The organism is Sphingomonas gellani (genome assembly GCF_900110035.1).
GTDB lineage: Bacteria > Pseudomonadota > Alphaproteobacteria > Sphingomonadales > Sphingomonadaceae > Sphingomonas > Sphingomonas gellani.
Genome location: NZ_FOCF01000008.1, coordinates 49759 through 75622, shown reverse-complemented (window position 1 = coordinate 75622; position 25864 = coordinate 49759). Strand labels below are relative to the sequence as shown.

Annotated in this window: 25 protein-coding genes and 1 riboswitch; of the genes, 16 read left to right on the top strand and 9 right to left on the bottom strand. The window is 68.2% G+C overall.

Annotated features, from left to right (window positions below; all coding sequences use genetic code 11):
- Positions 1 to 103 precede the first annotated feature (103 nt).
- Complete coding sequence (locus BMX37_RS14650) at positions 104 to 1621, top strand: lipopolysaccharide biosynthesis protein (RefSeq protein ID WP_093666516.1); 1518 nt, start codon at positions 104 to 106, stop codon at positions 1619 to 1621.
- A 139-nt stretch (positions 1622 to 1760) separates the two neighbouring features.
- On the opposite strand, the gene purH is transcribed toward BMX37_RS14650, so the two are convergent.
- Positions 1761 to 3332, bottom strand: coding sequence for a bifunctional phosphoribosylaminoimidazolecarboxamide formyltransferase/IMP cyclohydrolase (purH, locus tag BMX37_RS14645; protein ID WP_093666515.1), 1572 nt, complete (start codon positions 3330 to 3332; stop codon positions 1761 to 1763).
- A 225-nt stretch (positions 3333 to 3557) separates the two neighbouring features.
- On the opposite strand from purH, the gene rpsD reads away from it, so the two are divergent.
- Complete coding sequence (gene rpsD, locus BMX37_RS14640) at positions 3558 to 4172, top strand: 30S ribosomal protein S4 (protein ID WP_093666514.1); 615 nt, start codon at positions 3558 to 3560, stop codon at positions 4170 to 4172.
- Between the two features lie 62 nt (positions 4173 to 4234).
- On the opposite strand, the gene BMX37_RS14635 is transcribed toward rpsD, so the two are convergent.
- On the bottom strand, positions 4235 to 6247 hold the full coding sequence (locus BMX37_RS14635; protein WP_244501617.1) for an alpha/beta hydrolase family protein: 2013 nt from the start codon (positions 6245 to 6247) through the stop codon (positions 4235 to 4237).
- Between the two features lie 114 nt (positions 6248 to 6361).
- On the opposite strand from BMX37_RS14635, the gene BMX37_RS14630 reads away from it, so the two are divergent.
- From BMX37_RS14630 to BMX37_RS14615, 4 genes are read left to right on the top strand one after another with little or no spacing between them, the layout of a single operon-like run.
- Positions 6362 to 8023 carry a M28 family peptidase gene (locus tag BMX37_RS14630; RefSeq protein WP_093666603.1) on the top strand — a complete coding sequence of 554 codons (1662 nt, stop codon included), beginning with the start codon at positions 6362 to 6364 and terminating at the stop codon, positions 8021 to 8023.
- A gap of 2 nt (positions 8024 to 8025) precedes the next feature.
- A complete protein-coding gene (locus tag BMX37_RS14625) occupies positions 8026 to 9027 on the top strand; it encodes an agmatine deiminase family protein (RefSeq protein ID WP_093666602.1) in 1002 nt (333 codons plus the stop codon).
- Complete coding sequence (locus BMX37_RS14620) at positions 9024 to 9683, top strand: MBL fold metallo-hydrolase (RefSeq protein WP_093666513.1); 660 nt, start codon at positions 9024 to 9026, stop codon at positions 9681 to 9683. The genes BMX37_RS14625 and BMX37_RS14620 overlap by 4 nt, the downstream gene beginning before the upstream one ends.
- The gene (locus tag BMX37_RS14615) at positions 9673 to 10254 is read left to right on the top strand and encodes a septal ring lytic transglycosylase RlpA family protein (protein ID WP_244501616.1); all 582 of its coding nucleotides are present in this window, start codon (positions 9673 to 9675) and stop codon (positions 10252 to 10254) included. Before BMX37_RS14620 ends, BMX37_RS14615 begins: the two co-directional genes overlap by 11 nt.
- A 46-nt stretch (positions 10255 to 10300) precedes the next feature.
- On the opposite strand, the gene BMX37_RS14610 is transcribed toward BMX37_RS14615, so the two are convergent.
- The 3 genes from BMX37_RS14610 to BMX37_RS18885 all read right to left on the bottom strand — a co-directional run bounded on the left by BMX37_RS14610 (position 10301) and on the right by BMX37_RS18885 (position 13661).
- Positions 10301 to 11362 (bottom strand): threonine aldolase family protein, encoded by a 1062-nt coding sequence (locus tag BMX37_RS14610; RefSeq protein ID WP_093666601.1) that lies wholly within the window; start codon positions 11360 to 11362, stop codon positions 10301 to 10303.
- A gap of 54 nt (positions 11363 to 11416) precedes the next feature.
- Positions 11417 to 11523: riboswitch (SAM-I-IV-variant riboswitch) on the bottom strand.
- A 45-nt stretch (positions 11524 to 11568) separates the two neighbouring features.
- Complete coding sequence (locus BMX37_RS14605; protein WP_425288466.1) at positions 11569 to 13221, bottom strand: M28 family metallopeptidase; 1653 nt, start codon at positions 13219 to 13221, stop codon at positions 11569 to 11571.
- Positions 13218 to 13661: an MAPEG family protein gene (locus BMX37_RS18885; protein ID WP_170841989.1), complete on the bottom strand. Its 444-nt coding sequence runs from the start codon at positions 13659 to 13661 to the stop codon at positions 13218 to 13220. Before BMX37_RS18885 ends, BMX37_RS14605 begins: the two co-directional genes overlap by 4 nt.
- Positions 13662 to 13880: 219 nt before the next feature.
- On the opposite strand from BMX37_RS18885, the gene rpmF reads away from it, so the two are divergent.
- The 5 genes from rpmF to BMX37_RS14575 all read left to right on the top strand — a co-directional run bounded on the left by rpmF (position 13881) and on the right by BMX37_RS14575 (position 16865).
- Complete coding sequence (gene rpmF, locus BMX37_RS14595) at positions 13881 to 14060, top strand: 50S ribosomal protein L32 (protein WP_093666510.1); 180 nt, start codon at positions 13881 to 13883, stop codon at positions 14058 to 14060.
- A 32-nt stretch (positions 14061 to 14092) separates the two neighbouring features.
- On the top strand, positions 14093 to 15121 hold the full coding sequence (plsX, locus tag BMX37_RS14590) for a phosphate acyltransferase PlsX (RefSeq protein WP_093666509.1): 1029 nt from the start codon (positions 14093 to 14095) through the stop codon (positions 15119 to 15121).
- Positions 15118 to 16086, top strand: coding sequence for a beta-ketoacyl-ACP synthase III (locus BMX37_RS14585; protein WP_093666508.1), 969 nt, complete (start codon positions 15118 to 15120; stop codon positions 16084 to 16086). The genes plsX and BMX37_RS14585 overlap by 4 nt, the downstream gene beginning before the upstream one ends.
- Before the next feature lie 96 nt (positions 16087 to 16182).
- Positions 16183 to 16482 carry an integration host factor subunit alpha gene (locus tag BMX37_RS14580; RefSeq protein ID WP_093666507.1) on the top strand — a complete coding sequence of 100 codons (300 nt, stop codon included), beginning with the start codon at positions 16183 to 16185 and terminating at the stop codon, positions 16480 to 16482.
- Between the two features lie 8 nt (positions 16483 to 16490).
- Complete coding sequence (locus BMX37_RS14575; protein WP_093666506.1) at positions 16491 to 16865, top strand: MerR family transcriptional regulator; 375 nt, start codon at positions 16491 to 16493, stop codon at positions 16863 to 16865.
- Between the two features lie 190 nt (positions 16866 to 17055).
- Here BMX37_RS14575 and rpoZ read toward each other — a convergent pair whose 3' ends face one another.
- On the bottom strand, positions 17056 to 17400 hold the full coding sequence (rpoZ, locus tag BMX37_RS14570) for a DNA-directed RNA polymerase subunit omega (RefSeq protein ID WP_093666505.1): 345 nt from the start codon (positions 17398 to 17400) through the stop codon (positions 17056 to 17058).
- Positions 17401 to 17551: 151 nt separating this feature from the next.
- Between rpoZ and BMX37_RS14565 the strand changes: the two genes are divergently transcribed.
- Positions 17552 to 18724, top strand: a complete 1173-nt coding sequence (locus BMX37_RS14565) for a phospholipase D-like domain-containing protein (RefSeq protein WP_093666504.1) — start codon at positions 17552 to 17554, stop codon at positions 18722 to 18724.
- A 17-nt stretch (positions 18725 to 18741) separates the two neighbouring features.
- Here BMX37_RS14565 and BMX37_RS14560 read toward each other — a convergent pair whose 3' ends face one another.
- A complete protein-coding gene (locus BMX37_RS14560; RefSeq protein ID WP_093666503.1) occupies positions 18742 to 19362 on the bottom strand; it encodes a class I SAM-dependent methyltransferase in 621 nt (206 codons plus the stop codon).
- A gap of 116 nt (positions 19363 to 19478) precedes the next feature.
- On the opposite strand from BMX37_RS14560, the gene BMX37_RS14555 reads away from it, so the two are divergent.
- Positions 19479 to 19814: an antibiotic biosynthesis monooxygenase gene (locus tag BMX37_RS14555; RefSeq protein ID WP_093666502.1), complete on the top strand. Its 336-nt coding sequence runs from the start codon at positions 19479 to 19481 to the stop codon at positions 19812 to 19814.
- A gap of 51 nt (positions 19815 to 19865) precedes the next feature.
- On the opposite strand, the gene BMX37_RS14550 is transcribed toward BMX37_RS14555, so the two are convergent.
- Positions 19866 to 22160, bottom strand: a complete 2295-nt coding sequence (locus BMX37_RS14550) for a CDC48 family AAA ATPase (RefSeq protein WP_093666501.1) — start codon at positions 22158 to 22160, stop codon at positions 19866 to 19868.
- 273 nt (positions 22161 to 22433) lie between these two features.
- On the opposite strand from BMX37_RS14550, the gene BMX37_RS14545 reads away from it, so the two are divergent.
- Positions 22434 to 23321: a LysR substrate-binding domain-containing protein gene (locus BMX37_RS14545; RefSeq protein WP_093666500.1), complete on the top strand. Its 888-nt coding sequence runs from the start codon at positions 22434 to 22436 to the stop codon at positions 23319 to 23321.
- 74 nt (positions 23322 to 23395) lie between these two features.
- Here BMX37_RS14545 and BMX37_RS14540 read toward each other — a convergent pair whose 3' ends face one another.
- Complete coding sequence (locus BMX37_RS14540; RefSeq protein ID WP_093666499.1) at positions 23396 to 23854, bottom strand: peptidylprolyl isomerase; 459 nt, start codon at positions 23852 to 23854, stop codon at positions 23396 to 23398.
- Positions 23855 to 23981: 127 nt separating this feature from the next.
- Between BMX37_RS14540 and mgtE the strand changes: the two genes are divergently transcribed.
- Together mgtE and BMX37_RS14530 are read left to right on the top strand one after the other, a co-directional pair.
- A complete protein-coding gene (gene mgtE / locus BMX37_RS14535) occupies positions 23982 to 25388 on the top strand; it encodes a magnesium transporter (RefSeq protein ID WP_093666498.1) in 1407 nt (468 codons plus the stop codon).
- Between the two features lie 54 nt (positions 25389 to 25442).
- Positions 25443 to 25856 (top strand): DUF1489 family protein, encoded by a 414-nt coding sequence (locus tag BMX37_RS14530; protein ID WP_093666497.1) that lies wholly within the window; start codon positions 25443 to 25445, stop codon positions 25854 to 25856.
- The last annotated feature ends 8 nt before the right edge of the window (positions 25857 to 25864 follow it).

The window sequence follows — 25864 nt, the reverse complement described above, 5'->3', positions numbered from 1 at the left end:
GCAGCCGGCCAAGACCGGCTGACTCGCACAAGCCCGGCCGGCGGGGCACCAGCCCCGACCGACGCCGCGGCTTTGCCATGGCGCCCCAACGAGCGTCCGTCGCATGCCTGACCAATCCCAGGACATCGCCGCCCTGGCAAAGGGTGGCCGCACCAACATCGCAGGCTTCGTCCTGCGTCTCGCCGCGCGCATCCCGTTCCTGTTCATCGCCGGCCGCGTCTATGGCCCCGACCTGGTCGGCCGCTTCGCCATCGCGGTGGTCGTCGTGGAGCTGGCCGCTCTGCTCGCCACGCTGGGGCTGAAGCGGGGGCTGGCACAGGCGCTGGCGACCTCAGGGCGCCCGCATGCCTGCGTCGCATGGGATGCGATGGCGGTGGCGTTCGTCGCGTCGGTGGCGGCAAGCGGCGTTCTGATCGCCTTTCCGGAGATCATGTACCCGAACAGCGCGATCGTCGGGCTGGACCGGTGGCTGCCCTGCATCATCTTCGCCAGCGCGTGGTCGGACGTCAGCCTGGCCGCGCTGGCCTATCGCCACGACGTGAAGGCGACGGTGCGGGCGCGCGCAATCGTGGAGCCATGGACCATCTCGGCCGCCGCCTGGGCGTTCTCCTTCTACTCGCACCGCGACGGGCTGGTCCTGTCCTATGTCGCGTCGATGCTCGCGGCACTGGTGGCGAGCCTGGTGCCGTTCCTGCGCAGCTACGGCATGCCGCGCGGTTGGTCGCCGCAGATCCGGCCGCTGTTCGCGCTGGCCCGCGCCAACGCGCCACTGGCTGGGGCGGACGCGCTGGAATGGGGTAGCCGCAACGTCGACCGCTTCATCCTGGGCGTGATGTTCGCGCCAAAGATCGTCGGCATCTACTACATGGCGCAGCAGGTCGCGTCCCTGCCGCAGAAGCTGAAGACCAGCTTCGACCCGATCCTGGGGCCGGTCATCACCGACAGCCTGGCGCGCAACGACCGTGCGGCGGTCGCGAATCAGGTGCGACAGGTGGCGTTCTGGATCATGGCCGCGCAGGGCGCGCTCGCGCTGATGGGATCGATCCCCGGCGAGGCGGTAATGGGCGTGGTGGGGCCGCAATTCGTAGCGGGTACCGCGGCGCTCGGCTTCCTGCTGACGGCGGAGGTGTTGGCATCGACGGGCGCGGTCAGCGAATCGGCGCTGGTCTATGTCGCGCGCCTGAAGAACCTGGCGATCTCTGCGGGCATGTTGTTGTTCCAGGTGGGGTTAAGCTTCGCGCTCATCATGATCGTGCGGCGCGCGGGATGGCCACCCAATTACCAGGCGGCGATGCCGGCATTGGCGCTGATGCTGTCGGTCGGGCTGACGTCGCTCGTCAAGGCGCGCGTGCTGTCGGGGCTGCTCGGCGCATCGGTCAATCCGCTGCGCTGGCCGTTGGTCTGGGCCGCGCTGGCCGCGATCGTGGTGGGCACGATCTTCACATGGCTGCCCAAGCGGCTGGAGTGGCTGGAGATGGCGGCGGGCGAGCCGGCGATTCTGGGCGTCTATCTGTTCGTACTGTGGCGCTGGGCGTTCGGACCGGGCGACCGCGCACTGTTCGGCAGCATGCCGAAGGGTGAGGAGGCGACCTTGCCCCATGCCGGGGCGAAGGTGGGGTAGGGGCACTTGAGGGGGGTGTCCGGCGGCTAAGCCGCCGGCTGGACGTCGAACGGGTTGGCGCTGCGCGGCCTGACCCACCGGCCGGAGCGGGCGCTGCGCTTGCGCGCATCGGCCCCGGCGCGGCGGGGCCTGCGCCCGCTCAGTGTCGGAAGTGGCGCATGCCGGTGAAGACCATCGCCAGGCCGGCCTCGTCGGCGGCGGCGATCACCTCCTCGTCGCGGATCGAACCGCCGGGCTGGATCACCGCCGTGGCACCCGCCTCCACCGCTGCCAGCAGCCCGTCGGCGAAGGGGAAGAAGGCGTCGGACGCGACCGCCGATCCGATCGTGCGCGGGTTTGCCCAGCCCGCCTTGTCGGCGGCGTCCTTCGCCTTCCACGCGGCGATGCGCGCCGATTCCAGCCGGTTCATCTGGCCCGCGCCGATACCCACCGTCGCGCCATCCTTGGCATAGACGATCGCGTTCGACTTGACGTGCTTGGCCACCGTCCAGGCGAAGCGGCAATCCGCCAGCTCCTGCGCGCTCGGCTGACGCTTCGTCACCACGCGCAGCATGTCGTCGCTCAGCACGCCGTTGTCGCGGCCCTGCACCAACCAGCCGCCGGCGATCGACTTGGCGAACAGGCCATCGCGCGTAGGATTGGGCAGCTCGCCCGACAGCAACAGGCGCAGGTTCTTCTTCGCCGCGAACACCGCCAACGCACCCTCGTCGGCGTCGGGCGCGACCACCACCTCGGTGAAGATGCCGGCAATGGCGCGGGCGGTTTCCTCGTCCAGCGGCCGGTTCACGGCGATGATCCCACCGAACGCCGACACCGTGTCGCACGCGAACGCCTCGCGATAGGCATCCGCCAGCGTGGTCGCGGTCGCGACGCCGCACGGATTGGCGTGCTTGACGATGACGCAGGTCGGCGCGGCATCGCGGAACTCCGCCACCAGCTCCAGCGCGGCGTCCGCGTCGTTCAGGTTGTTATAGCTCAGCTCCTTGCCTTGCACCTGTCGCGCCTGGCCGATGCCGCGTACCGTGTCCCCGGTCGCGGCGTAGAAGGCGGCGGACTGGTGCGGGTTCTCACCGTAGCGCAGGCTGGCCGTCCGCTTCAGCGTGACCGGCAGCGTATCGGGGAACGCCTCGCCCTGATCCACCGTGCCGAACCAGCGCGCGATGGCGCCGTCATAGCGGGCGGTGGTGGCGAACGCCTTGGCGGCGAAGCGGCGGCGCTCATCCAGCGTCGTCTCGCCCCGTGCCACCGTGTCGTAATCAGCCGGATCGGTGACGATCGCGACATAGGCATGGTTCTTGGCGGCGGAACGGACCATCGAGGGGCCGCCGATGTCGATATTCTCGATCACCTCGTCGCGCTCCGCACCCTTCGCCACCGTCGCCTCGAACGGGTAAAGGTTGACGACGACCAGATCGATCGCGCCGATGCCGTGTTCCGTCATCGCGCGGGCATGCTCGGGATCGTCGCGCACGCCCAGCAGACCGCCGTGCACCGTCGGGTGCAGCGTCTTGACCCGGCCGTCCATCATCTCCGGAAAGCCGGTCAGCTCCGCCACGTCCTTCACCGTCAGCCCCGCGTCGCGCAGTGCGCGGGCGGTGCCGCCGGTGGATACCAGCTCCACGCCGTGCTCCGAAAGGCGGCGGGCGAGGTCGACCAGCCCGGTCTTGTCGGACACGGACAACAGCGCGCGTTTGATCGGGATGGTGGTCATGGCGTCCTCTGGTGAAACGGTGCGGCGTTCCGGGCGGCTCCTAGGGCGGCGCGGCGCGAGGGGCAACGCCGGGCGACGCCCTTGACCGTGAAGGCTCGTTCTGCCATGGGCCCGCCTTCGTGATCGGCCCCGCACCCCGGTGAAGCGGCGGCCCCGTCCTCCTGCCACAGGAGATCAACGGAGCGATACCGGGAACACCGTTGTTGCCATTGCAAGGAATATTACATGTCGAAGCGCGCCAGCGCCAAGTACAAGCTCGACCGCCGGTTGGGCGAAAACATCTGGGGTCGCCCCAAGAGCCCGGTAAACAAGCGTGAATACGGCCCCGGCCAGCATGGTCAGCGCCGCAAGGGCAAGGTGTCGGATTTCGGCATCCAGCTGCGCGCCAAGCAGAAGCTGAAGGGCTATTACGGCGACGTCACCGAGAAGCAGTTCAAGGCGTCCTACCAGGAAGCGTCGCGGATGAAGGGCGACACCAGCCAGAACCTGATCGGCCTGCTGGAACAGCGCCTGGACGCGATCGTGTACCGCGCCAAGTTCGCGCCGACGATCTTCGCCGCGCGCCAGCTGGTCAGCCATGGCCACATCCGCGTCAACGGCGTGAAGTGCAACGTCGCGTCGCGCCGCTGCTTCGTCGGCGACGAGATCACGCTGGGTTCCAAGGCGCAGGAAATGGCGCTGGTGCTGGAGGCGCAGAGCCTGGCCGAGCGTGAGATCCCCGACTATGTCGCGCAGGACGGCACGGCCAAGGTCACCTTGGTTCGCGTCCCGACGCTGGACGAGGTCCCCTATCCGGTGAAGATGGAACCGAACCTGGTCGTCGAGTTCTACTCGCGCTGATCGAGCGGTCCTGATCGTAATCCTAAAAGGGGCGGCTCCCGACGGGGCCGCCCCTTTTTGCGTCACATGCCCATGGCGCCGCGCAGAAAGGCATCGGCCTTGTCGAGCATGGTCGTGCGCGCCTCGCTGTCATCGAGCTGATGGTCCAGGCCGGGGAACTCGACCAGGGTCACCTTAGCGCCCTTCGCCTTCAATCGGGACGCCATGAGTCGCGACTGGCCGATGCCGACATTCTGGTCGGTGTCGCCATGGAACATCAGCACCGGCACCTTGATCGCGCCTGCATTCTGGGCCGGCCAGCCGGCGCGGATATAATCGCCCTTGCCGATAAAGGCGTCGACCAGTTTGTAATCCGTGAACTGGCTATGTTCCTGGCGCAGCGTTTCCAGATCCGTGACGGGCGCGATCGCGACGATCGCCTTGAACAGGCCGGGCTCCAGCACCCCCGATTGCAACGCCGCGTATCCGCCATAGGACCAGCCGACGATGCCTAGCCGGTCGGGACGGGCGATGCCTTGCTTCACCAGCCAGCGACCGGCGTCGTCGACGTCGCCGACCGAGGTTTGCCATGACCGGAACCCGTTGTCCTTGTACCAGGCCTCTCCATAGCCGGTGGAGCCACGGAAATTGGGCTGGATCACTGCAAAGCCGCGCGCCGCGAAAAATTGCACCAGCCAGCTGAATCCCCATTCGTCGCGGTCGCTGGGACCGCCATGCGGCATCACGATCGCGGGAAGGCCCTTTCCGTCGCTTCCCTCAGGCAGCGTCAGGTACGCCGGGATCGGCGTGCCGTCGGACGCGGGATAGGTGATCGCCTTTGTCGGGGACAGCTTCACGCCGTCCAATTCCGGCCGGACGTTCAACAACGGGCTGAGATGCCGCGTCTTCTTGTCGAACAGCATGAACTGGCCCGGATCCACGTCGCTGCCCGCGAACAGCAGTAGCCGGCTTTCGTCGGCATTCGCATCCACGAACGTCACCAGCGGCAGGCCCGGAACCGCCTTGCCAAGCGCGGCGGACAACGTCTTCAATGCAGGATCGAAGAAGTCGACTTGGCGCCGGTCGGTGACGAAGGTTACGCCGACCACGCGGTTTTGCCGCCCGATGCGGATCAGGCCGGCGATGTCCACATCGGGCCGCGCATAGACCAGTTCCTTTTTCAGGCTGCCGTCCAGCGCCACCTTGAACAGGGCGCGGCGACCGTCGTGGTTGTCGAACCCGTAGGCGACGTTCAGGTCGCGGTCGACGGCATAGGGATTGAACCCGCTCTCGGTCTGGGACGTCCCTTCCACGATGCTGAGCGTCTGCCACCGGTCATCACCCGGCTTCCGATAGCGATAGGTGATGCGACCCGCATCGTAGCCGCTCCCGTCGCGCTCACGCACGCCCATGACGCGGATAGTGCCGTGCCCATCCGTGATGAATTCGCGCGCCTCGCTGCGCGGCATTTGCACGGTCGTGCGGCGTAGCGTGACCGGATCGACCCGCTCCACGCCAAGACCCGACTGGGTCTGAACGACGATGCTGCCGGTGGAGGTTTCAGGGATGAAGTGACGCGTCATCAGCAACGCACCGCCGGCCGCTCCGGCGTCGTCGGCCAGCCAATCGATGATCGCGCCGCCGTTTTGCAAGGTCTGCAGCCCGTTGTCCGGCGCGCGGGCGCTCAGCATCTTGAGGTCGGTGCCGTCGGCGTTGATCGTGACCAGTCGTGTGAAGCCGACGATGTCGCGGCGCTTTCCGATGCTGGTGGAAATGCCGCAGACCAGACGGCTGTTCGTCGCCCAGCTGCAATAATCGATCTGTTCGGGATTGCCGGTCGAAGTGAACAAGACCTTGTTGGTCGGGACCGGGGCGGTGGACAGCACCAAGGCCTGTCTCCCACGCCCTTTCATGGCCACCACTGCCGCCAACCGGCTACCGTCGGGCGACAGGCTCATCTGCATGACCTGTTCGCGGGCGCCGAAACTCGCGGCAGTGTTGCCTGGGGCGTTGCCCGGCGCAGTCGCATTATTCTGGGCCGCCGCGGGGACACTGGTGCCCACCAGCAACGCAGCCGCCATCCTCATCATCGTCATGTGGTACCCCCCGGACGCAGACTATCGCGACCTTTGCGGACGGCAAGAGCATCGCTTGCCCAAATCGGTGCACTTTGTCAGACACCGGGCGACCCTTTCCCGGAGCCGATGACCATGCCCCGCCCGCCCATCCTGCCGATCGCGGCCGCCATCCTGGTTCTAGCACCGCCCGCCGGGGCGCAGGGGCCGGTTGCGACCGCCACGCCCGCGATCTCCGTCGATACGCTGCGCTCCGTGACGCAGGAGCTGTCGTCCGACGCCTATGAAGGGCGCGCACCGACCACGGCGGGTGAGGAAAAGACGGTTTCGTACATCGTGAAGCGGTTCCAGGCGGCCGGGTTGAAGCCAGGCAACAAGGGATCGTGGACGCAGGACGTGCCGATGGTGGAGATCGCGGCGGGGAATGTCGCGCCGTTCCGATTCACCGGCGGAAAGACGCCGGTCAGCATGGCGTACCGGACGGAGATGGTCGCCGCCACGTACCGCGTCACCCCGCGCGTGCAGGTCGCGAACAGCGACGTGGTGTTCGTCGGCTATGGCATCACCGCGCCCGAAAAGGGCTGGGACGATTATGCCGGCGTCGACGTGCGCGGCAAGACGGTGGTGATCCTGGTCAACGATCCCGACTGGCAGACGATGACGCGCGACGGTCCGTTCGAGGGTCGCGCGATGACCTGGTACGGCCGCTGGCCCTACAAGTTCGAGAATGCGGCCAAGCATGGTGCCGCCGCCGCGATCATCGTCCATGACACGGAACCGGCCGCTTACCCCTGGGCGGTGGTGCAGTCCTCCTGGACCGGCCCGCAATATGAGCTGGATGAGCCGGGCAACCATATGGACCAGAGCCAGGTGATCGGCTGGATGCAGCTGAACAAGGCGAAGGAGCTGTTCGCCAGCGCCGGCAAGGACCTGGACGCGCTGTCCGCCGCTGCCAAGGTGAAGGGGTTCCGCGCGGTGCCGCTGGGCGTCAAGTTCTCCACCGGCTTCACCAACGCCGTTCGCAAAAGCGCGTCCAAGAACGTGATTGGCGTGCTCCCCGGCACCAGCAATCCCGACGATTACGTGCTGTATTCGGCGCATTGGGACCATCTGGGCCGATGCGACGCGGTGAACGGCGACGACATCTGCAACGGCGCGCTGGACAACGCGTCCGGCATCGCCGGGCTGGTCGCGCTGGCGGAGGCGCAGGCCAAGGCGGGGGCGGCGAAGCGCTCGATCGCGTTCCTGGCCGTGACGGCCGAAGAATCCGGCCTGCTCGGCTCGCGTTACTATGCCGAGCATCCCGTCTATCCGCTGGCGCGCACGGTCGGCGGCGTGAACATGGACGTGCTGAACGTCAACGGGCGTACCCGCGACTTCGTGCTGACCGGCGCGGGCAAGTCGGAGATCGAGGATATGGCGCGCCAGTTCGTCACCGCACAGGGGCGCACGATCAGCCCGGAACCCAATCCGGAACGCGGCGGCTATTACCGGTCGGACCATTTCTCGTTCGCCAAGCTGGGCGTGCCGATGCTGGACGGCGGATCGGGCGAGGACCTGGAAAAGGGCGGCAAGGCGGCCGGTCAGGCGGCATCCGAGGATTATGTCGCGCACCGCTATCACAAGCCGCAGGACGAATATGATCCCAAATGGGACTGGTCGGGCGCGATACAGGACCTGCAGGTCTATTACGGGCTGGGGCGCAAGCTGGCCGATACGCCGACGCTGTGGCCGAACTGGTATCCGACGGCCGAATTCCGCGGCATTCGCGATCGTTCGCGCGCAGGTGTGAAATGAGCATGTTCGACGACGACGCGCCGACCACCCCGCCGCCCGCCGAGTGGGCGCCGCACGATGCGGTGTGGATCGGCTTTCCCAGCCATCCGGAGCTGTGGCAGGACGACCTCCACCCCGCGCGGGAAGAGGTCGCGGCCTTTGCCCGTGCCGTTCACGCGGATGGGCGTGGCGAGACGGTGCTGCTGGTCTGCGCGGATGACGAGGCGGCGGACGCGGCGCGCGAGCTGGCCCCCTTCGCGACCGTGGTGGTGGAGCCGTTCGGCGACATCTGGCTGCGCGATACCGGCCCGATCCTGACCGGTGACGGCGATGCGCGCGTGTTCGAGTTCAACGGCTGGGGCGGCAAGTACGATCTGCCCGGCGACGGCACGGTGGGCGAGGGGCTGGCCGAGGATCGCCGGGTACGGGTCACCCGCTGTGCCTGGGTGCTGGAAGGCGGCGCGATCGACGGCGACGGCACCGGCGTCGTGCTGACCACCGAGCAATGCCTGCTCAACCCGAACCGCAACGCGATCCTGTCGCGCGGCGACATCGAGGCGCGGCTGGCGCACGACCTGGGCATGACGCGCGTGGTGTGGCTGGAAAAGGGGCTGATGAACGACCACACCGACGGCCATGTCGACAACCTCGCCCGCTTCGTCGGGCCGGGGCGGGTCGCGGTACCGGAGGGGGCGGAGAACGACCCGAACTGGCGCATCTATCAGGATGCGGCCGAACATCTGCGCGGGCAGGGGCTGGAGGTGGTTACCGTGCCGTCCCCCGGCCGCATCCTGCACGAGGGGGAGATCGTGCCGGCCAGTTACATGAACTTCTACATCGGCAACGCTGCGGTCGTGGTGCCGATCTACGGCGCGCCCGACGATGACCATGCGGTGGCGGCGTTCCGATCCATCTTCCCGGACCGGGAGGTGGTCGGCCTGCGCGCCGATCACATCCTGACCGGCGGCGGCAGCTTCCACTGCATCAGCCAGCAGGTGCCCCGCGGGGCGGCGGTCGCGGCATGACCGACGCGCCGCTGCGCGTGGCCATCGTGCCCGTCACGCCGCTGCAACAGAATTGCACGCTGATCTGGTGCACCGCGACGATGCGCGCGGCGGTGGTCGATCCGGGCGGCGACCTGCCGCGCATCCACGCCGCCATCGCCGAGGCCGGCGTGACGGTGGAGAAGATCCTGCTGACCCATGGTCATATCGATCACGCCGGCGCCGCCAAGCCGCTGGCGCAGGCGCTGGGCGTTCCGATCGAGGGGCCGGCGGAGGCGGACCGGTTCTGGCTGGCACGGCTGGACGATGACGGGCGGCAATGGGGGGTCGAGGGTACACCGTTCGAGCCCGACCGCTGGCTGGTCGAGCGCGACCGGGTGACGGTCGGTGATCTGGAACTCGACGTCTACGAAACGCCGGGCCACACGCAGGGGCACGTGATCTTTCACCACGAACCGTCCCGCTTCGCGCTTGTCGGCGACGTGCTGTTCCAGGGATCGGTGGGGCGCAGCGACCTGCCCGGCGGCAATCACCAGCAGCTGATCGAGTCGATCGTCACGAAGCTGTGGCCGCTGGGTTCGGAAACCGCCTTCGTACCCGGCCATGGCAAGCCCAGCACCTTTGCCCATGAACGCCAGCACAACATGTTCGTCAGCGACCGCGCGCTTGCGGCGTAGCGGCCGACTGGTCGCGGTGGTGCTGGCGGCACTGTCGCTGTCGGCCTGTGGCGGTCGCGCGTTTCGCCCGGTCAGCGACCTGCCGGTTCAGATCGGCCGCCCTTACACGGTGCGCGGCGTCACCTATGTCCCGGCGGCGGATCCCGGTTTCGACGTGCTGGGCTATGCCGGTTGGTATGGCAGCGAGAGCGGCAACCGGGTTGCGTTGGGGGAGCGGTTCCGGCCCGATTGGGTCACGGCGGCGCACACCACCCTGCCGCTGCCCAGCTATGTCGAGGTGACCGCACTGGACACCGGCCGCACGATCCTGGTCCGCGTCAACGATCGCGGACCCTTCGCGCGCGGCCGCATCCTGGACCTGTCGCGCGGCGCTGCGGAGCAGTTGGGCATCCGCGCGAAGGGCGTGGCGGCGGTGCGCGTCCGCCGCGTCGATCCGCCCGAACGGGATCGGGAGAGGTTGCGCCGGGGCAAGCCGGCGGTGGAGCGGCCCGCGCCTGATCCGACCGCGTTGGCGAACCTGCGCGCGCAACTGGCCGCCGGAGAGCGCGCGGGGATCGTTCGCGCGCCCTGAACCGCTTTGCGTGCTGCGGCGGCCACCCGGCGCGGCCCGGCGGGGATCAGGCCGCGACGCGCTCCTGATGCTCTTCAAGCGCCAGCGCGCGGATGTCCGACGCCAATGAGTCGACGCGCGCCGGGTCTGCGTCCCAGGCGAACATGAACCGCGCTCCGCCGCCGATGAAGGTGTAGAAACGCCAGCCTTTCGTGCGCAGGCCGTCCAGGATCGGTGGGCGTGCGTGCAGGAACACCGCGTTCGCCTGCACCGGGAACATCAGGCTGATGCCGGGCAGGTCCTCCAGCGCGTCCGCCAACCGCGTCGCACACGCGTTGGCGTGGCGGGCATTGTTCAGCCACGCGCCGCTGTCGAGCAGGCCGACCCACGGCGCCGACAGAAACCGCATCTTCGACGCCAGCTGCCCCGCCTGCTTGCACCGATAGTCGAAGTCCAACGCCAGCGCGCGATCGAAGAAGATAATCGATTCGCCGACCGCCATCCCGTTCTTGGTCCCGCCGAAGCACAGCACATCGACGCCCGCGCGCCAGGTGATGTCCGCCGGTGTGCAACCAAGCGTGGCGCAGGCCTGCGCGAAGCGGGCACCGTCCATGTGCAGCTTCAGGCCCAGTTCGCGGCAGACGGCGGAGATCGCCAGCACCTCGTCGCGCGAATAGACCTGTCCGGTCTCGGTCGGCTGGGTGATGGTCACCACGCGCGGTTTGGGGAAGTGGATGTCGGACCGGCTGTTCGCCAGCGTGCGGATCGCGTCGGGGGTCAGCTTCCCACCCTCCGACGGGGCGACCAGCAGCTTGGACCCGTTGGAGAAGAATTCCGGCGCGCCGCATTCGTCGGTTTCGACATGCGCCGCGGACGAGCAGATCACGCTGTGGAACGACTGGCACAGCGAGGCGAGCGCCAGCGAGTTGGCGGCGGTGCCGTTGAACACGAAGAACACCTCGCACTCCGCCTCGAACAGCCGGCGAAAGGCATCGGATGCGCGTGTCGTCCACTCGTCGTCGCCATAGGCCACCGCCGATCCGTCATTGGCCAGCGTCATCGCGGCCAGTGCCTCCGGACAGATGCCGGCATAATTGTCGCTGGCGAATTGTTGGGGATGGCTGGACACGTCGACTCCCTTGCGCTGTTGCTGCGCCAAGGCTGGATCGACGTACGTTGCGGCGTCTGGTCCCGAGTTTGCCGGTCCGGCCACATCCCCCCGTTGAGGAGCCACCACCTTGCCCGGGAGCAGGTTGGTGTCGGACGTCGGCCCGACTCTTGATGCTGGAGCGCCCCTTAGCGGCGTCGGCAGCCGTCGCCAAGGGGGCAGGGTCGTCAGCGCCGCTCCGCGTCCGATTGCGTACGGATCGCGCGGAACTCCGACCCGGCGTTCCATTGCGGCCAATCACGGCTGTTCGCCAGGTCGCGTCCGATCCGAGCGAACAACGCGGTGTCCTCCGCCGCGCCGGACAGATCCCAATGCGGGTCCCACGCGTCGCAGGTCTGGTGGTAGCAGCGCATATAGCCGTCCAGCCATGCCTGCCCCGCCGCACGCCCGCCGACCGTCAGGTCGGGCGCACCGCTGATCGCCATCAGCAGCAGCGTGGGAACTCCGCGCCGCGCCAGGCTGAAGTGATCGGCCCGGTAGAACAGGCCGCGCTCCGGCAAAGCCTCCGGCGTCACCACGCGCCCCTGCGCCTTCGCCGCTGCGGCCAGCCGGTCCTCCAGATCGTTCTGGCCCCCCTTCGCGTCGGCCCCGACCAGCAGGACGTCGCGCGATCGCCCGGCGGTCTGGAGGATGTCGAACGTCAGGTTCGCCACCGTCCGCGCGGCGGGAAAGACGGGGTGCGCGGCATAGGTTTCCGACCCCAACAGGCCGCGCTCCTCGCCGGTCCACAGCGCGAACAGCACGCTCCGCTGCGGGCGTGGTCCGCGCGCGAAACCGCGCGCCACCTCCAGAACCGCCGCCACGCCGAGTGCGTCGTCGTTGGCGCCGGGGCGGATCGTGCGACCCTGGGCGTCCGGCGCGCCGCTGCCATAGGCGTCCCAATGCGCGCCGTAAGTCACCACCTCATCGGCATGGGTCGTGCCGGGCAACAGGGCGAGCACGTTGCGGCTTTCCATGGCGCTGTGGGTCACCGGCAGGTCGGCGGAAAACCCCGGCCCTTTCAGCGTCACCGGGCGGAAGTCGCGACGACGGGCCGCGCGCCGCAGCGTCGGCAGGTCCAGGCCGGCCCGTGCGAACAGCCGCGTCGCGGCGTCGCCCTGTATCCAACCCTGCAACAGCACGCGCTGATCGTCGGCACCGCGAACGACGTCGTAATTCTCGCCGCCCGGCGCGGTCACGGTCGACCAGCCATAGCCGGCACCCGGCGTGTCGTGGACGATCAGCGCCGCCACCGCCCCGCGGCGCGCGGCCTCCTCGAACTTGTAAGTCCAGCGACCGTAATAGGTCATGCGGCTGCCCGCGAATCGTCCGGCCGCATCCTCCCCCGGCTCGGCGGCGAAGTCGGGATCGTTGACCAGGAACACCGCGACCTTTCCGGTCAGGTCGACGCCCTTGAAATCGTCCCACCCGCGTTCCGGGGCGTGCACGCCGTGTCCGACGAACACCATCGGCGCGTCGACGATGCGGGCGCGGTCCACGGGTTGCACCGTGCTGACATAGATGTCGCGGTCCTGCACCAGCGCGGTGCCGCCGGCGCTGACCGTCCCCTTGCCTAGCTGGGTCCGGATCAGCGGAACCTTCTGCGTCCACGCGCCGTCCGGGCCACCGGGCTTCAACCCCATGGCTTTGAACTGGCCGACCAGCCAGTCCACCGTGCGGGCCTCGCCCGGCGTCCCGGGCGCGCGACCGCCGAACGCGTCGGAGGCCAGTACGCGGACGTCGGCGGACATGCGCCCCGCATCGATGCGCGGACCGGCTGCCTGTGCCGCGACGGGCGTCGCGCAGGCCAGGAGGGCCAGCGCCGTCAGTGCGCGCCTCAACCCCTTGGCTCCGGCAGGTCGATGCCGTGCGGAGCGGGTCCCGCATCGCCCCCGACCAGCGGCAGCGACAAGGCCCACAAGGCGAGCGCGAGTTGCAGCACCAGCGTCAGCAGCGCGCCCGCCATCCGGCCAGGCTTCCACCCGTCCATGCCGATCGGATGCGCGATTCGGGCCAGCAGGATCAGCCCGGCGGCGACCCACAACACCGGCCCGGTGCCGCGGGCAAGTTCCAGCACCAGTACCAGCGCGAACAGGATGGGCGCATTCTCCGCAAGGTTCGCCTGCGCGCGCATGCGGCGGATGAGCTGATCGTTGCCGCCATCGCCGACATAGATGCCGGTCGTGCGGCGGACCTGCGCGGCACGGGCGCTGAGCCACAGGTTGATCAGGGCTAAGCCACCGGCCAGAACCAGGCTGGCGGGGATGGGCATCAACGGCATAAAGGTGGTTCTCCGGTCGGCGGCGCGCCGCAAAAAGGGTGGCGGCGGCCCGGTCCAGGGTGGCACCGACGCCTTCCCCTTGCAACGCGGTCGAATCTCGCTATAGCGCCACGCTTCGCGATGCGTCCGGCCGCCATGTGCCAGCGCGGCCGGTTTCGGCCACGCCGGTGACGGCCGGGTTCGTCCTACCTGTTGATATTGCAAGGCTAAGGTGCCGAGATGGCCGTCCCCAAGAGAAAAACTTCGCCCTCCAAGCGCGGCATGCGCCGTGGCCATGACTCGCTCACGGTTGCCAGCTTCCAGGAGTGCCCGAACTGTGGCGAGCTGAAGCGCCCGCACAATCTGTGCACCGCGTGCGGCCATTATAACGGCCGTGAGATCGTCTCGGCCGAGGGCTGAACACTCCCTTTTACCCGGATCACAGCTAAGCCATGACCGATACCCCCTGGATCGCCGTCGATGCGATGGGCGGCGACAAGGGGCTGACGGTCATGCTGGCCGGCGTCGCGCAGGCGCGCCGCCGTTATGACGGGATGCGGTTCCTGCTGGTCGGGGACGAAGCGGCGATTCGCGATGGATTGCGCCAGCATCCGGGCCTGACCGCCAATTCGGAAATCGTCCACGCGCCCGATCTGGTCGCGTCAGACGAGAAACCGAGTCAGGCGATCCGCCGTGCCAAGACCACGTCGATGGGCGTCGCCATCAACTTGGTGAAGCAGGGGCGTGCCGCCGCGGCGGTGTCGTCCGGCAATACCGGCGCGCTGATGGCGATGGCGAAGCTGGCACTGCGCACCTTGCCGGGCATCGATCGGCCCGCGCTGGCCGCGCCGCTGCCGACGCTGGGCGACAATGACGTGGTGATGCTGGACCTCGGTGCGAATACCGAGGTGGATGCGCGCAACCTGGTGCAGTTCGCCGTGATGGGCGCCGTGTACGCCCGCGCCACGATGGACCTGGCCGAGCCGCGGGTCGCCCTGCTTAACATCGGATCGGAGGATCAGAAGGGCACCGGCGAAATCCGCGAGGCCGCCGCGATCCTGCGCGATGCCAGCGGGCTGCCGATGAACTTCACCGGCTTTGTCGAGGGCGACCGCCTGTCGCGCGGCGATGTCGACGTGATCGTGTGCGACGGCTTTTCCGGCAACATCGCGCTGAAGACCGCCGAGGGCACGGCGCGCTTCGTCGGGGATTTGCTGAAGCGCGCCTTTGCCAGTTCGGTGCGGTCGAAGATCGGATTCCTGATCTCCCGCCCGGCGACCGATCTGTTGCGCCATCACCTCGACCCCAATGTGCACAATGGCGCGGTCTTTCTGGGGCTGGGCGGCATCGTGGTGAAAAGTCATGGCGGCGCGACCGAACTGGGCGTCGCGACCGCGATCGGCAACGCGGCCAAGATGGTCCGCGCGGGCCTGACCGATCGCATCAAGCAGGACCTGTCCGCGATCGGACAAACGGCATGATCCGTTCGGTGATCCTCGGCACGGGATCGGCGCTGCCGGCGCGGCGCGTGTCGAACGCGGAACTGGCCGCGCAGGTCGATACCTCCGACGAATGGATCGTCGAGCGCACGGGCATCCGCTTCCGCCACATCGCGGGCGAGGGTGAGACGACCGCCTCGCTGGCGGCCGACGCGGCGCGCGGCGCGCTGGACGCGGCAGGGGTGGAGCCGGGCGCGATCGACCTGATCGTGCTCGCCACCGCGACACCGGACCAGACCTTTCCCGCCACCGCCACCAGCGTGCAGGCGATGCTGGGCATCGCCGATTGCGTCGCGTTCGACGTCGCGGCGGTATGTTCGGGATTCCTTTACGCGGTGCAGGTTGCCGACTCGATGCTGCGCACGGGGGTTCATCGCCGCGCGCTGGTGATCGGCGCCGAGACGTTCAGCCGAATCCTGGATTGGGAGGACCGCGCCACCTGCGTCCTGTTCGGCGATGGCGCGGGCGCGATCGTCCTGCAGGGTCAGGAAAGCGACGATGCCACCGGCCGCGGCATCCTGGCGACCCGTCTGCATGCCGATGGCCGCTACAACGACCTGTTGTACGTCGATGGCGGCCCGTCGAGCACCGGCACGGTCGGCAAGCTGAGGATGAAGGGGCGCGAGGTGTTCCGCCACGCCGTCACCAACTTGGCGGCCGTGATGGAGGAATCGCTCGGCATCGCCGGGCTGGAGGCGGCGCAGGTCGACTGGGTCGTACCGCATCAGGCGAATGCGCGCATCCTCGATGCCACCGCGCGCAAGCTGGGCCTGCAACCCGAAAAGGTGGTTGTGACCGTGGATCGCCACGCCAACACCTCTGCCGCCTCCGTCCCGCTGGCGCTCGACGTGGCGGTGCGCGACGGACGCATCCAGCAGGGGCAGATCGTCGTCCTGGAGGCGATGGGCGGCGGTTTCACCTGGGGCGCGGCGGTGATGCGGTTCTGAACCGGGACGGCCCGGTCGTTACGGCATTGCAATAGCCTCTTCCGATAGGGTCAGTGCTGCTGTACGTGTTTGCCCCGCAGGGAAAGGGAACCAGGAATGATTGACGCCGGGACGCTGACTCGCGCCGACCTTGCCGAGGCGCTGCATCGGGAGATCGGCCTGAGCCGCGCCGATTCGGCCAAGCTGGTCGAACAGATCCTTCAGGAAATGTGCGAGTCCCTGGCTCGCGGCGAAAACGTCAAGATTTCCGGGTTCGGCACCTTCGTGCTGCGCGACAAGGGCGAGCGGGTCGGCCGCAATCCCAAGACCGGCGTCGAGGTGCCGATCGCGCCGCGCCGCGTGCTGACCTTCCGCGCCAGCCAGATGATGCGCGACCGCATCGTGGACGCCGGCTGAGCGACGCCATGCCGGCGCCTTCCGGCCCAGCATCGCCGCCCTCCGCCGCGAAGTCGGAGGGGGCGTTTCGGACGATTGGCGAGGTTTCGCGCGACACCGGGCTGCCGCAGCATATCCTGCGTTACTGGGAAACGCGCTTCCCGACCCTCAGGCCGCTGACCCGCGCGGGCGGCCGGCGTTATTATCGCGCCGAGGATGTCGCACTGGTGCGGCGTATCGATCAGCTGCTCAATCGACAGGGCTATACCGTACGCGGTGTGCAGCAGTTGCTGTCCGGTGAGGGCGCGGACGTGCCGCCGGTTGCCCAGGAACAGGCACTGGGCGTGCGGCTTCGCGCCATTCGTGACCTGTTGGCGCGGGCGCTGCACGACGACGGCGTCTGAGCTGGCGGCTGCGGCCTGTGTCATGCAGGCCCTACGTGTCGGGCTGAGCCGCCGATGATGTTGCCGTCAGCACGAGCTGGGCCTGAGTGACGCGCCCGCCCCGAGCGCTGAACCCCCATTCCTTGAGCGCAAAACAAAAGGGCCGCGGCATCGCTGCCCCGGCCCCTTCTGATCTCGCTCTGCGAACGGCTCAGCCGTCGTAGTCGCCGCCCAGGTTCTGGTTGCGCGGCGGGGCAGCGGCGGTGAGGCGCAGCGCCTCGGCCGACGCCTGCAGGTTGCCGACGGCATCGACCTCATCATCGTCGTCCATCTGAACCTTTTGCAGGCCGTTGACGACCGACTCTTCGAGATGGTCGGGGCGGACCGTTTCCTCGGCGATCTCACGCAGGGCAACGACCGGGTTCTTATCCCGGTCGCGGTCGAGAGTCAGGTCGGCGCCGCCCGAAATCTGGCGCGCCCGCTGCGCCGCGAACAGCACCAGGTCGAAACGGTTGGAAATCTTGTCGACGCAATCCTCGACGGTCACGCGCGCCATGGACGCACTCCTTGTACTGGCGATGCGGAGAAAGTCGGGCCGTTACCGGCATGGAGCCACCGAGTCAAGGAAAGGCGGGTTAAGTGCCCCCCGCCCCCGTGGAGCCGGGGCCGACTTGCGTCGTGCGGACGCGGGGGCCATGACCCGCCGGATGGAGCAGCCCGCACAGCAACCGACCTTCAGGGTCGATGGCAATCGGCTGACCCTGCTCGACACGGGGCCGGCCCGGCTGGATGCGTTGCTCGCCTTGATCGACGGCGCGCGGACCAGCCTGCGCATCCTGTACTACATCTATGCCGACGACGAGGCGGGCCGGCGGGTCAATGCCGGGTTGATCGCGGCGGCGCGACGCGGGGTGCAGGTGTCGTTGATCGTCGATGGCTTCGGCAGCGACAAGGCGGAGGAGGACTTCTTCGCGCCGGTGGAGGCGGCGGGCGTCTCGATCTGTCGGTTCAGCCCGCGCTGGGGCCGCCGATACCTGTTGCGCAACCATCAGAAGCTGGCGCTCGCCGATGGCGAAGGTGGCGGGGGCCGGATCATCGTCGGCGGGTTCAACATCGAGGACGATTATTTCGGCACGCCGGCCGAACACGCGTGGCGGGACCTGGGCCTGTTGGTGGAAGGGCCGGCGGCAGCGCGGATGGCGCCCTATTTCGATGCCCTGCACGAATGGGTGAAGACGCCCAAGGCGAAGATGCGCCACCTCAACCGCGCGCTGTCGCGGTTCAGCGAAAACACGGGGCCGCTCCGCTGGCTGATCGGGGGGCCAACCCGCCGCCTGTCCCCTTGGGCGCGTGCGGTGCGGCATGACATCCGGCGGGGGCGGCGGGTGGACATCATCGCGGGCTATTTCACGCCCAGCCCGACCATGCTGCGCCGCCTGGACCATGCCGGTCGGCGGCCGGGCCAGTCGGTGCGCGTCGTCACGGCGTCACAGTCGGACAATGACGCCACCATCGCGGCGGCGCGCTTCACCTATGCCGGACTGCTGCGCAAGAAGGTGCGGATCTACGAATATCAGCCAACCAAGCTGCACACCAAATTGTACCGGGTCGACGATGCGGTGCATGTCGGATCCGCCAATTTCGACATGCGCAGCCTGTTCATCAACCTGGAGCTGATGCTGCGGATCGAAGACCCCGCCTTTGCGGCGCATGTCGGCCGGTACATCGATGGCGAGATCGCCCGATCGCGGGAGGTCACGCGCGAGGCGTATCGTGCGGCAACCGGGCCCGTCCAGCGGCTGCGTCAGTTCGTCGCCTATCTGTTGATCGCGGTGGTCGACCCGCAGGTGTCGCGGGGATTGAACTTCGGGGTCGGCTGAACCGGCAGACCGCGTCCTCAGTCCTTCCAGGCCCAGTAGAGCTGCGCCGGCGGCACGTTCCACCATTCCATGTCATGGTCGATGTTCGACCAGTGCGGCAGCAGGAAATCCTTCACCTTCGGGCTGAACTGATAGACCAGAAAGGCACCGCTGGGCCGCAGCGCGTCGTGCGTGGCCTCCGCGATCGCCGGGCCGACACCGGGCGGCAGCGTGGAAAAGGGCAGGCCGGACAGGATGTAGTCGGCCGAGTCATGCCCGTGATCGGCGATGATCTGGCCCACATCGGCGGCCGATCCATGCACCGCCGAAAATCGGCTGTCGGTGATGGTGTGGCGCAGATAGCGGATGAAGTCCGCGTTGGTGTCGATCGCGATCAGCGTCGCGTCGGGTGCCATCCGCTCCAGGATCGGGCGGCAGAATGTGCCGACGCCCGGGCCGTATTCCACGAACAGCTTGCACGCGGACCAGTCCACGGGTGCCAGCATCTTGCGGATCAGCTTGTCCGACGACGGGATGATCGAGCCTACCATCACCGGATGCTTGAGGAAACCCTGGAAGAACATCTGCCACGGGGACGCGACACCCGCCGGGCGGGCGCTGGCACGGCGGCGGGCAGCGGTGGTCGAGGAAGGGGGCATCGCGGTCCTGTGGTTCTCGTCGCGTCGCGGGGAAAAGCCCCCGTCGCACGTTTGGCGAACATGTTTCAAGCCATGGGGTTGCATGGGAACGGCGACCGGCGCAACCGCGATGCGACATGGACGATCATCAACCCGCCGATCGCACCGGGCAGACGGCCGTGATCTTCGTATCGCGGCGCAACGGGCTGGATGAGGCCGGCTATGCCGCCGCGGCTGCGCGGATGGATGCCCTGGCCGCAACCCAGCCCGGATACCGCGGCGTGGAGTCCGCACGCGACGTCCACGGGTTCGGCATCACGGTCAGCTACTGGGCTGACGACGCCGCAGCACGTGCGTGGCGCGATCAGGCGGAGCACGCCGCCACGCGGGCGGCGGGACGCGAGGGCTGGTACGATGCCTACAGCGTCACGGTCGCCACGGTGACGCGCACCTATTCCTGGGAACGGGACTGAACGGAGAGGCACTGAGCGGGAAGGGTAGCACGTCGACCCTTCCCGCCGGGGTCAATCCGCGCCCTTCGGACCGCGCGGCGTCAGCTGGCCCGGTGCGATGAAGCCGATCGGCTGCAACGCGGCGGCGTCCTGCTTCAACCGTGCGGCGATCTGCTCGTAATCCTTTTCCATCTCCGACGTGACGCTGGCGCGCGATTCGGTCAGTGCCTCCTCAAAATCGGCCATCGACACGGTGCCGGCATCGGGCGCGCGGCGCAGCGCGACCAGCCCGGCCCGGCGTACCACGTCGCCCAGATCGGCGCCGGTGAAGCGGTCGGTGCGATCGGCGACGATGTCGAGGTCGACATCCTCCGCCAGCGGCATCTTGCCCGTCTGGATGTTCAGGATGCGGCGCCGCCCCGCCTTGTCGGGCACGCCGACATAGATCAACTCATCGAACCGGCCGGGGCGCAACAGTGCCGGATCGACCAGATTGGGCCGGTTGGTCGCGCCGATCACCACCACCGATTGCAGTTCCTCCAGCCCGTCCATCTCGGCCAGGATGGTGTTGACGACGCGTTCGGTGACGTGCGGTTCGCCCATGCCGCCGCCGCGTGCCGGCACCAGGCTGTCGAGTTCATCGATGAAGATCACGGTGGGGGCGACCTGACGAGCACGGGCGAACAGGCGGCTGATCTGTTGTTCCGATTCACCATACCATTTGGACAGCAGGTCGGATGATTTGGTGGCGATGAAATTCGCCTCCGCCTCGCGCGCCACCGCTTTGGCGAGCAGCGTCTTGCCCGTGCCCGGCGGGCCGTAGAGCAGGAAGCCCTTGGCCGGGCGGATGCCCAGCCGCCGGAATGCGTCGGGGTTCTTCAGCGGCAGCTCGACGCCCTCGCGCAGCCGTTCCTGCGCCTTGTCCAGGCCGCCGACATCCTCCCAGCGGACGCGCGGCGCCTCCACCATCACTTCCCGCATCGCGCTGGGCTGCACCCGCTTCAACGCCTCCACGAAATCGTCGCGCGTCACCGACAGCGTGTCCAGCACCTCCGCCGGCACGGTGCGCTCCTCCAGGTTCAGGCGCGGCATGATGCGACGGACCGCCTCGATCGCCGCCTCGCGCGTCAATGCCGCCAGGTCCGCGCCGACAAAGCCGTAGGTCGTGCGCGCCAGTTCGGCCAGGTCGACGCCGTCGGCCAGCGGCATGCCGCGCGTATGGATCGCCAGGATCTCGCGCCGGCCACGCTCGTCGGGCACGCCGACCACGATCTCGCGGTCGAAACGGCCGGGGCGACGCAGCGCCTCGTCGATCGCCTCGGGCCGGTTGGTGGCGGCGATGACGACCAGATTCGCCCGCGCCTCAAGCCCGTCCATCAGCGTCAGCAGCTGCGCGACCACGCGCTTCTCCGCCTCGCCCTGCACGTTGCCGCGCTTGGGCGCGATCGAGTCGATCTCATCGATGAAGACGATCGATGGCGCGTTCTTCGCCGCCTCCTCGAACACCTCGCGCAGCCGCCCTTCCGATTCGCCATAGGCGGAGCCCATGATCTCCGGCCCGTTTATCAGGAAGAATTGCGCGTCCGACTCGTTCGCCACCGCGCGCGCCAGGCGCGTCTTGCCGGTACCCGGCGGGCCGTAGAGCAGCACGCCCTTGGGCGGATCGACGCCCAGCCGTTGGAACAACTCCGGATAGCGCAGCGGCAGCTCCACCATTTCGCGCAACTGGTCGATGGTCGCCGCCATACCGCCGATATCGTCATAGGTGACGTCCGCGCGGCGGGTCGTATCCGGCTCCTCATATTCGGCGCGCAGCTCGATCTCGGTATTCTCGTCGATATGGACGACGCCCTTCGGCGCGGCCGACACCACCGCCAGGCGGATTTCCTGCAACGCATAGGCCGGCGCGTTCATGTAACGCTGCACCGAGGGCGGCATCTCCCCGACGCGCTGATGTCCGGCCGTCGCGACCACGTCGCCGGCGACCAGCGGCCGGTTGTAGAAGGTGCGCTTCAACGCGGCGGTGGAACCTTGCAGCCGCAGGTTCTGCTGCGCGGGCGCGAAGACCACGCGCGTCGCCGGCTTCGATTCGACCGCGCGCACTTCGACGAAATCACCCGAGCCGACGCCCGCGTTCGCGCGCTGCAGGCCGTCGAGGCGCAGCACGTCCAGGCCCTCGTCCTCCGCATAGGGATAGACCGCGCGCGCCGGCGTCGAGCGCTTGCCGACGATTTCCACCACGTCGCCCTCGCCCAGACCCAGCGCGGCCATCAGGCTGCGCGGCAGGTGCGCCAGGCCGCGTCCGGAATCCTCCGGCCGGCTGTTCGCAACCTGGATTCGGCGTGCGGGCGCCTCGGTGTCGGCCATTTATGTCTTCCTTGTCGCGCGATCGAACGCTGAGGCGAATGCCGCCTAGCGCGTGAGGCACCGCGTCGGTTCCAGCGGCGACAACGCGGCACGGGAGGCCGAGGCACAAAAAAAGGGCCGGCCCAAATAGGCCAGCCCGTGAAAGTTTTTAGGAGAGGATGCCTGAAAGGCCTGCACTGGATGCGCTAACAGCCGGTATGTTGCAAGTGCGAAAAGAGTTGACGCGATTGCATTTCGTGCAATGATAAACTGAGTAGCGGAAAAGGGATCATCATGCGTCGGCTACCGCCGCTTGGCGCGATCGAGGCGTTTGTTCAGGTCGCGCGGCTCGGCTCGATCAAGGCGGCGGCCGAGGAACTGGCGCTGTCCGCGCCCGCGCTCAGCCGACGGGTGCAGTCGCTGGAGCGCTTCATCGACAAGCCGCTGTTCGCGCGCCGCCATCAGGCGATGGTGCTGAACGACGACGGCGAGCAGTTGCTGGCCCAGATCGCGCCCGCGCTGGACAGCCTGTCCGATGCGGTCGAATCGTTGACCAGCGGTACGGAGGTGTTGCGGCTGCGGCTCGGCGTGCTGCCGCTCTATGCGTCGCAGCGCCTGTTCCCGCATGTCGGTGAATTGCGTCAGACGCATCCACAGCTTCACTTGGATATCGACACCGCGGGGCACGGCGTGTCGCGCCTGGGCGACGGGCTGGACGCGGTGATCGCGCTGGCGCGGGAGGTGGATCCGACGCTGTACGCGCGCCGCCTGGACACCAACACCGTGTACGTCATCGGCGCGCGGTCGCTGCTGGACGGGCCCAATCCGATCACCAACCCGCGTCAACTGGCGGGGCTGACGGCGTTGCTCCACCGCGACATGCCTGACACCATCGCGGCGTGGAGCCAGGCGGCGGGCGTCGATGCGGTGAAGCCGATGGCAGTGGATTATTTCGATGCCGGCGGCCTGATGCTGGAGGCGGCGGCACAGGGTCTGGGCGTCGCCTTCATGCACGCCAGTCATCTGGAACATGCCAACGATCCGCGCCTGGTACGGCTGTTCCCGCAGATCGAGGTCGAGAGCCCGTACAGCCACTGGTTCGTGTGTCGCCCGCGCGCATTGCAGACGCGGCCGGTGCGGCTGTTCCACGACTGGGTGGTGCGGGTTCTGGGAGAGGGTTGAGCAGGTGCTCGCGCGCGGTGCGCCCGCGGGCGCCGGACTTGCTTCGGGGCCGACCGCGGCCGGCCCCTTGCACATCAGCTTGCGCGCATGGTCTTGATCTTGCCGGGCTCACGCGGCGGCTCACCCTTGGGCAGCGCGTCGATCAGCTCCATGCCGCTCTCCACCTGACCCCAGACGGTGTACTGCCGGTCGAGAAAGCGGGCATCGTCGAAGCAGATGAAGAACTGGCTGTTGGCCGAGTTCGGATCGTTGGTCCGCGCCATGGAGCAGGTGCCGCGCACATGCGGTTCCGCGTTGAATTCCTGCTTCAGATTGGGCTTGCTCGACCCGCCCGTGCCGTCGCCGCGACCGCCGTCGCCGCCCTGCGCCATGAAGCCGGGGATGACGCGGTGAAAGGGCACGCCGTCGTAGAACCCCTCGTTCGCCAGTTCGGCAATACGGGCGACGTGTTCGGGCGCCAGGTCCGGGCGCAAGCGGATGGTGACGTCACCATTGTCCAGCGTCATCGTCAGCGTCTGGAATGTTTCGGCCATGATTAACTCCTGCGGGTGATGCGCGGCAGATAGGGAGGCGCATCTGTGCTGGCAATTCGGCGCTGCTGGCAATTCGCGCCCGCTCGGGCTAGTCCGCGCCGCGACGCGGCACGACAGGGAGGCGGCAATGACCGAGACCGAACTTCCCGAGGCTCCCTCGACAGAAGCGGAAACCGAACTGGACGAGGATGACCGCCTGCGCCCGGAATTCGTGCGGGCCGTCCTGGATGCCGTCGATGCGGGCGACGCGGAAGAGGCGCGGCTGCTCGTGTCGCCGCTCCACCCCGCCGACCTGGCCGACCTGTTCGAGCTGACGCCGGAGGAGGATCGCCCCGCGCTGGCCCATGCGGTGGCCGACCTGCTCGACGCCGACGTGTTCGCCGAGATGAACGATTACGTCCGCGAGGACCTGATCGACGCGCTCGAGCCGCACGAGGTCGCGGACATCGCGTCCGAACTCGACACCGACGACGCGGTCGCGATCATCGAGGATCTGGAGCCGGAGGACCAGCGCGAGGTCCTGCGCGCGATGGAGCCGGACGACCGCGCCGCCATCGAGGAGGCGCTGTCCTATCCGGAGGAATCCGCCGGCCGCCTGATGCAGCGCGAGCTGATCGCGGTGCCGGAACATTGGACGGTGGGCGACGCGCTCGATTACCTGCGCGGGCATGACGAGCTGACCACCGATTTCTGGGAAATCTTCGTGGTCGACGGCCGGCATCATCCGGTCGGCACCTGCGCGCTGTCGTGGATCCTGCGTACCCCGCGGGAGATCGCGATCGCCGACGTGATGCAGCGCGAACAGACGCTGATCCCGGTCGACATGGACCAGGAGGAGGTCGCGCTCCGCTTCCAGAAATACGCGCTGATCTCCGCCGCCGTGGTGGCCGAGTCCGGGCGGCTGGTCGGCATGATCACGGTCGACGACATCGTGCATATCATCCAGCAGGAGGCGGGCGAGGACGTGCTGCGCCTGTCCGGCGCGGGCGAGGGCGACATCAACGAGCCGATCCGGCTGACCGTACGCACCCGCATCTTCTGGCTGATCGTCAATCTGGGCACGGCGATGGTCGCGTCGTCGGTCGTGGGGCTGTTCCAGGGGACGATCGCCAGCTTCGCGTTGCTCGCCGTGCTGATGCCGATCGTGTCGGGCATGGGCGGCAACGCGGGTACGCAGACGCTGGCGGTGGTGGTACGCGCGCTGGCGACCAACCAGCTGACGTCGTCGAACACGCGCTGGATGATCTTTCGCGAATTGCGCATCGCGCTGGCGAATGGCGTGATGCTGGGCGCGTTGATCGGCGTGGGCACGTTCCTGTTCTTCGGCCGCGCCGACCTGTCGCTGGTGATCGCGAGCGCGATGGTCATCAACAACGTCACGGCCGGCCTGGGCGGCGTGCTGGTGCCGGTGACGTTGGACCGGTTCAACATCGATCCCGCAGTGTCGTCGGCGGTGTTCGTCACCACGTTGACCGACACGATGGGATTCTTCTCGTTCCTGGGGCTTGCCGCCGCGCTCGGTCTGCACGGCTGAGGTTCGGTAGAGCGGTAGGCTTGAACGGGGACGCGGGGGCGCCACATCGGCGCGGTGCCGCTCCACCTGACCAAAGTCGCGTTCGCCTGTCCCAGCGTCGACCACCTCGCCCAGCGCCTGCGCGACCGGGCGGAGGCGGGGCCGCTGGTCGTCACCACGCGCTACCTGCCCAAACGGCATGCGGAGGTCGCCGGGCCGGAGGGGGAGGGCTCCCTGTTCTGGATCCTGAAGCATCAGCTTGTCGCACGCAGCCCGATCATCGGCTTTGGCGAGGCGGATGACGGGCGGGTCGCGATCCACCTCGACCCGGCGCTGGTGCTGGTGCAGGCCCGGCCGAAACGCGCGCATCAGGGCTGGCGCTATCTGGAGGCGGCGGACGCGCCGGTCGATCTGGGCGGCGGCGCGGGCGGGCTGGAGGTGATGCCGCCGGCGCTGGTCGGGCGACTGGCCGAACTGGCGCTGATCTAGGGCCGGTT

Coding starts and splice junctions, on each gene's coding strand:
- BMX37_RS14650 (WP_093666516.1), top strand. CDS start 104: ATGCCTGACCAATCCCAGGACATCGCCGCCCTGGCAAAGGGTGGCCGC.
- purH (WP_093666515.1), bottom strand. CDS start 3,332: ATGACCACCATCCCGATCAAACGCGCGCTGTTGTCCGTGTCCGACAAG.
- rpsD (WP_093666514.1), top strand. CDS start 3,558: ATGTCGAAGCGCGCCAGCGCCAAGTACAAGCTCGACCGCCGGTTGGGC.
- BMX37_RS14635 (WP_244501617.1), bottom strand. CDS start 6,247: ATGACGATGATGAGGATGGCGGCTGCGTTGCTGGTGGGCACCAGTGTC.
- BMX37_RS14630 (WP_093666603.1), top strand. CDS start 6,362: ATGCCCCGCCCGCCCATCCTGCCGATCGCGGCCGCCATCCTGGTTCTA.
- BMX37_RS14625 (WP_093666602.1), top strand. CDS start 8,026: ATGTTCGACGACGACGCGCCGACCACCCCGCCGCCCGCCGAGTGGGCG.
- BMX37_RS14620 (WP_093666513.1), top strand. CDS start 9,024: ATGACCGACGCGCCGCTGCGCGTGGCCATCGTGCCCGTCACGCCGCTG.
- BMX37_RS18885 (WP_170841989.1), bottom strand. CDS start 13,661: ATGCCGTTGATGCCCATCCCCGCCAGCCTGGTTCTGGCCGGTGGCTTA.
- rpmF (WP_093666510.1), top strand. CDS start 13,881: ATGGCCGTCCCCAAGAGAAAAACTTCGCCCTCCAAGCGCGGCATGCGC.
- plsX (WP_093666509.1), top strand. CDS start 14,093: ATGACCGATACCCCCTGGATCGCCGTCGATGCGATGGGCGGCGACAAG.
- BMX37_RS14585 (WP_093666508.1), top strand. CDS start 15,118: ATGATCCGTTCGGTGATCCTCGGCACGGGATCGGCGCTGCCGGCGCGG.
- BMX37_RS14580 (WP_093666507.1), top strand. CDS start 16,183: ATGATTGACGCCGGGACGCTGACTCGCGCCGACCTTGCCGAGGCGCTG.
- BMX37_RS14575 (WP_093666506.1), top strand. CDS start 16,491: ATGCCGGCGCCTTCCGGCCCAGCATCGCCGCCCTCCGCCGCGAAGTCG.
- rpoZ (WP_093666505.1), bottom strand. CDS start 17,400: ATGGCGCGCGTGACCGTCGAGGATTGCGTCGACAAGATTTCCAACCGT.
- BMX37_RS14565 (WP_093666504.1), top strand. CDS start 17,552: ATGGAGCAGCCCGCACAGCAACCGACCTTCAGGGTCGATGGCAATCGG.
- BMX37_RS14560 (WP_093666503.1), bottom strand. CDS start 19,362: ATGCCCCCTTCCTCGACCACCGCTGCCCGCCGCCGTGCCAGCGCCCGC.
- BMX37_RS14555 (WP_093666502.1), top strand. CDS start 19,479: ATGGACGATCATCAACCCGCCGATCGCACCGGGCAGACGGCCGTGATC.
- BMX37_RS14550 (WP_093666501.1), bottom strand. CDS start 22,160: ATGGCCGACACCGAGGCGCCCGCACGCCGAATCCAGGTTGCGAACAGC.
- BMX37_RS14545 (WP_093666500.1), top strand. CDS start 22,434: ATGCGTCGGCTACCGCCGCTTGGCGCGATCGAGGCGTTTGTTCAGGTC.
- BMX37_RS14540 (WP_093666499.1), bottom strand. CDS start 23,854: ATGGCCGAAACATTCCAGACGCTGACGATGACGCTGGACAATGGTGAC.
- mgtE (WP_093666498.1), top strand. CDS start 23,982: ATGACCGAGACCGAACTTCCCGAGGCTCCCTCGACAGAAGCGGAAACC.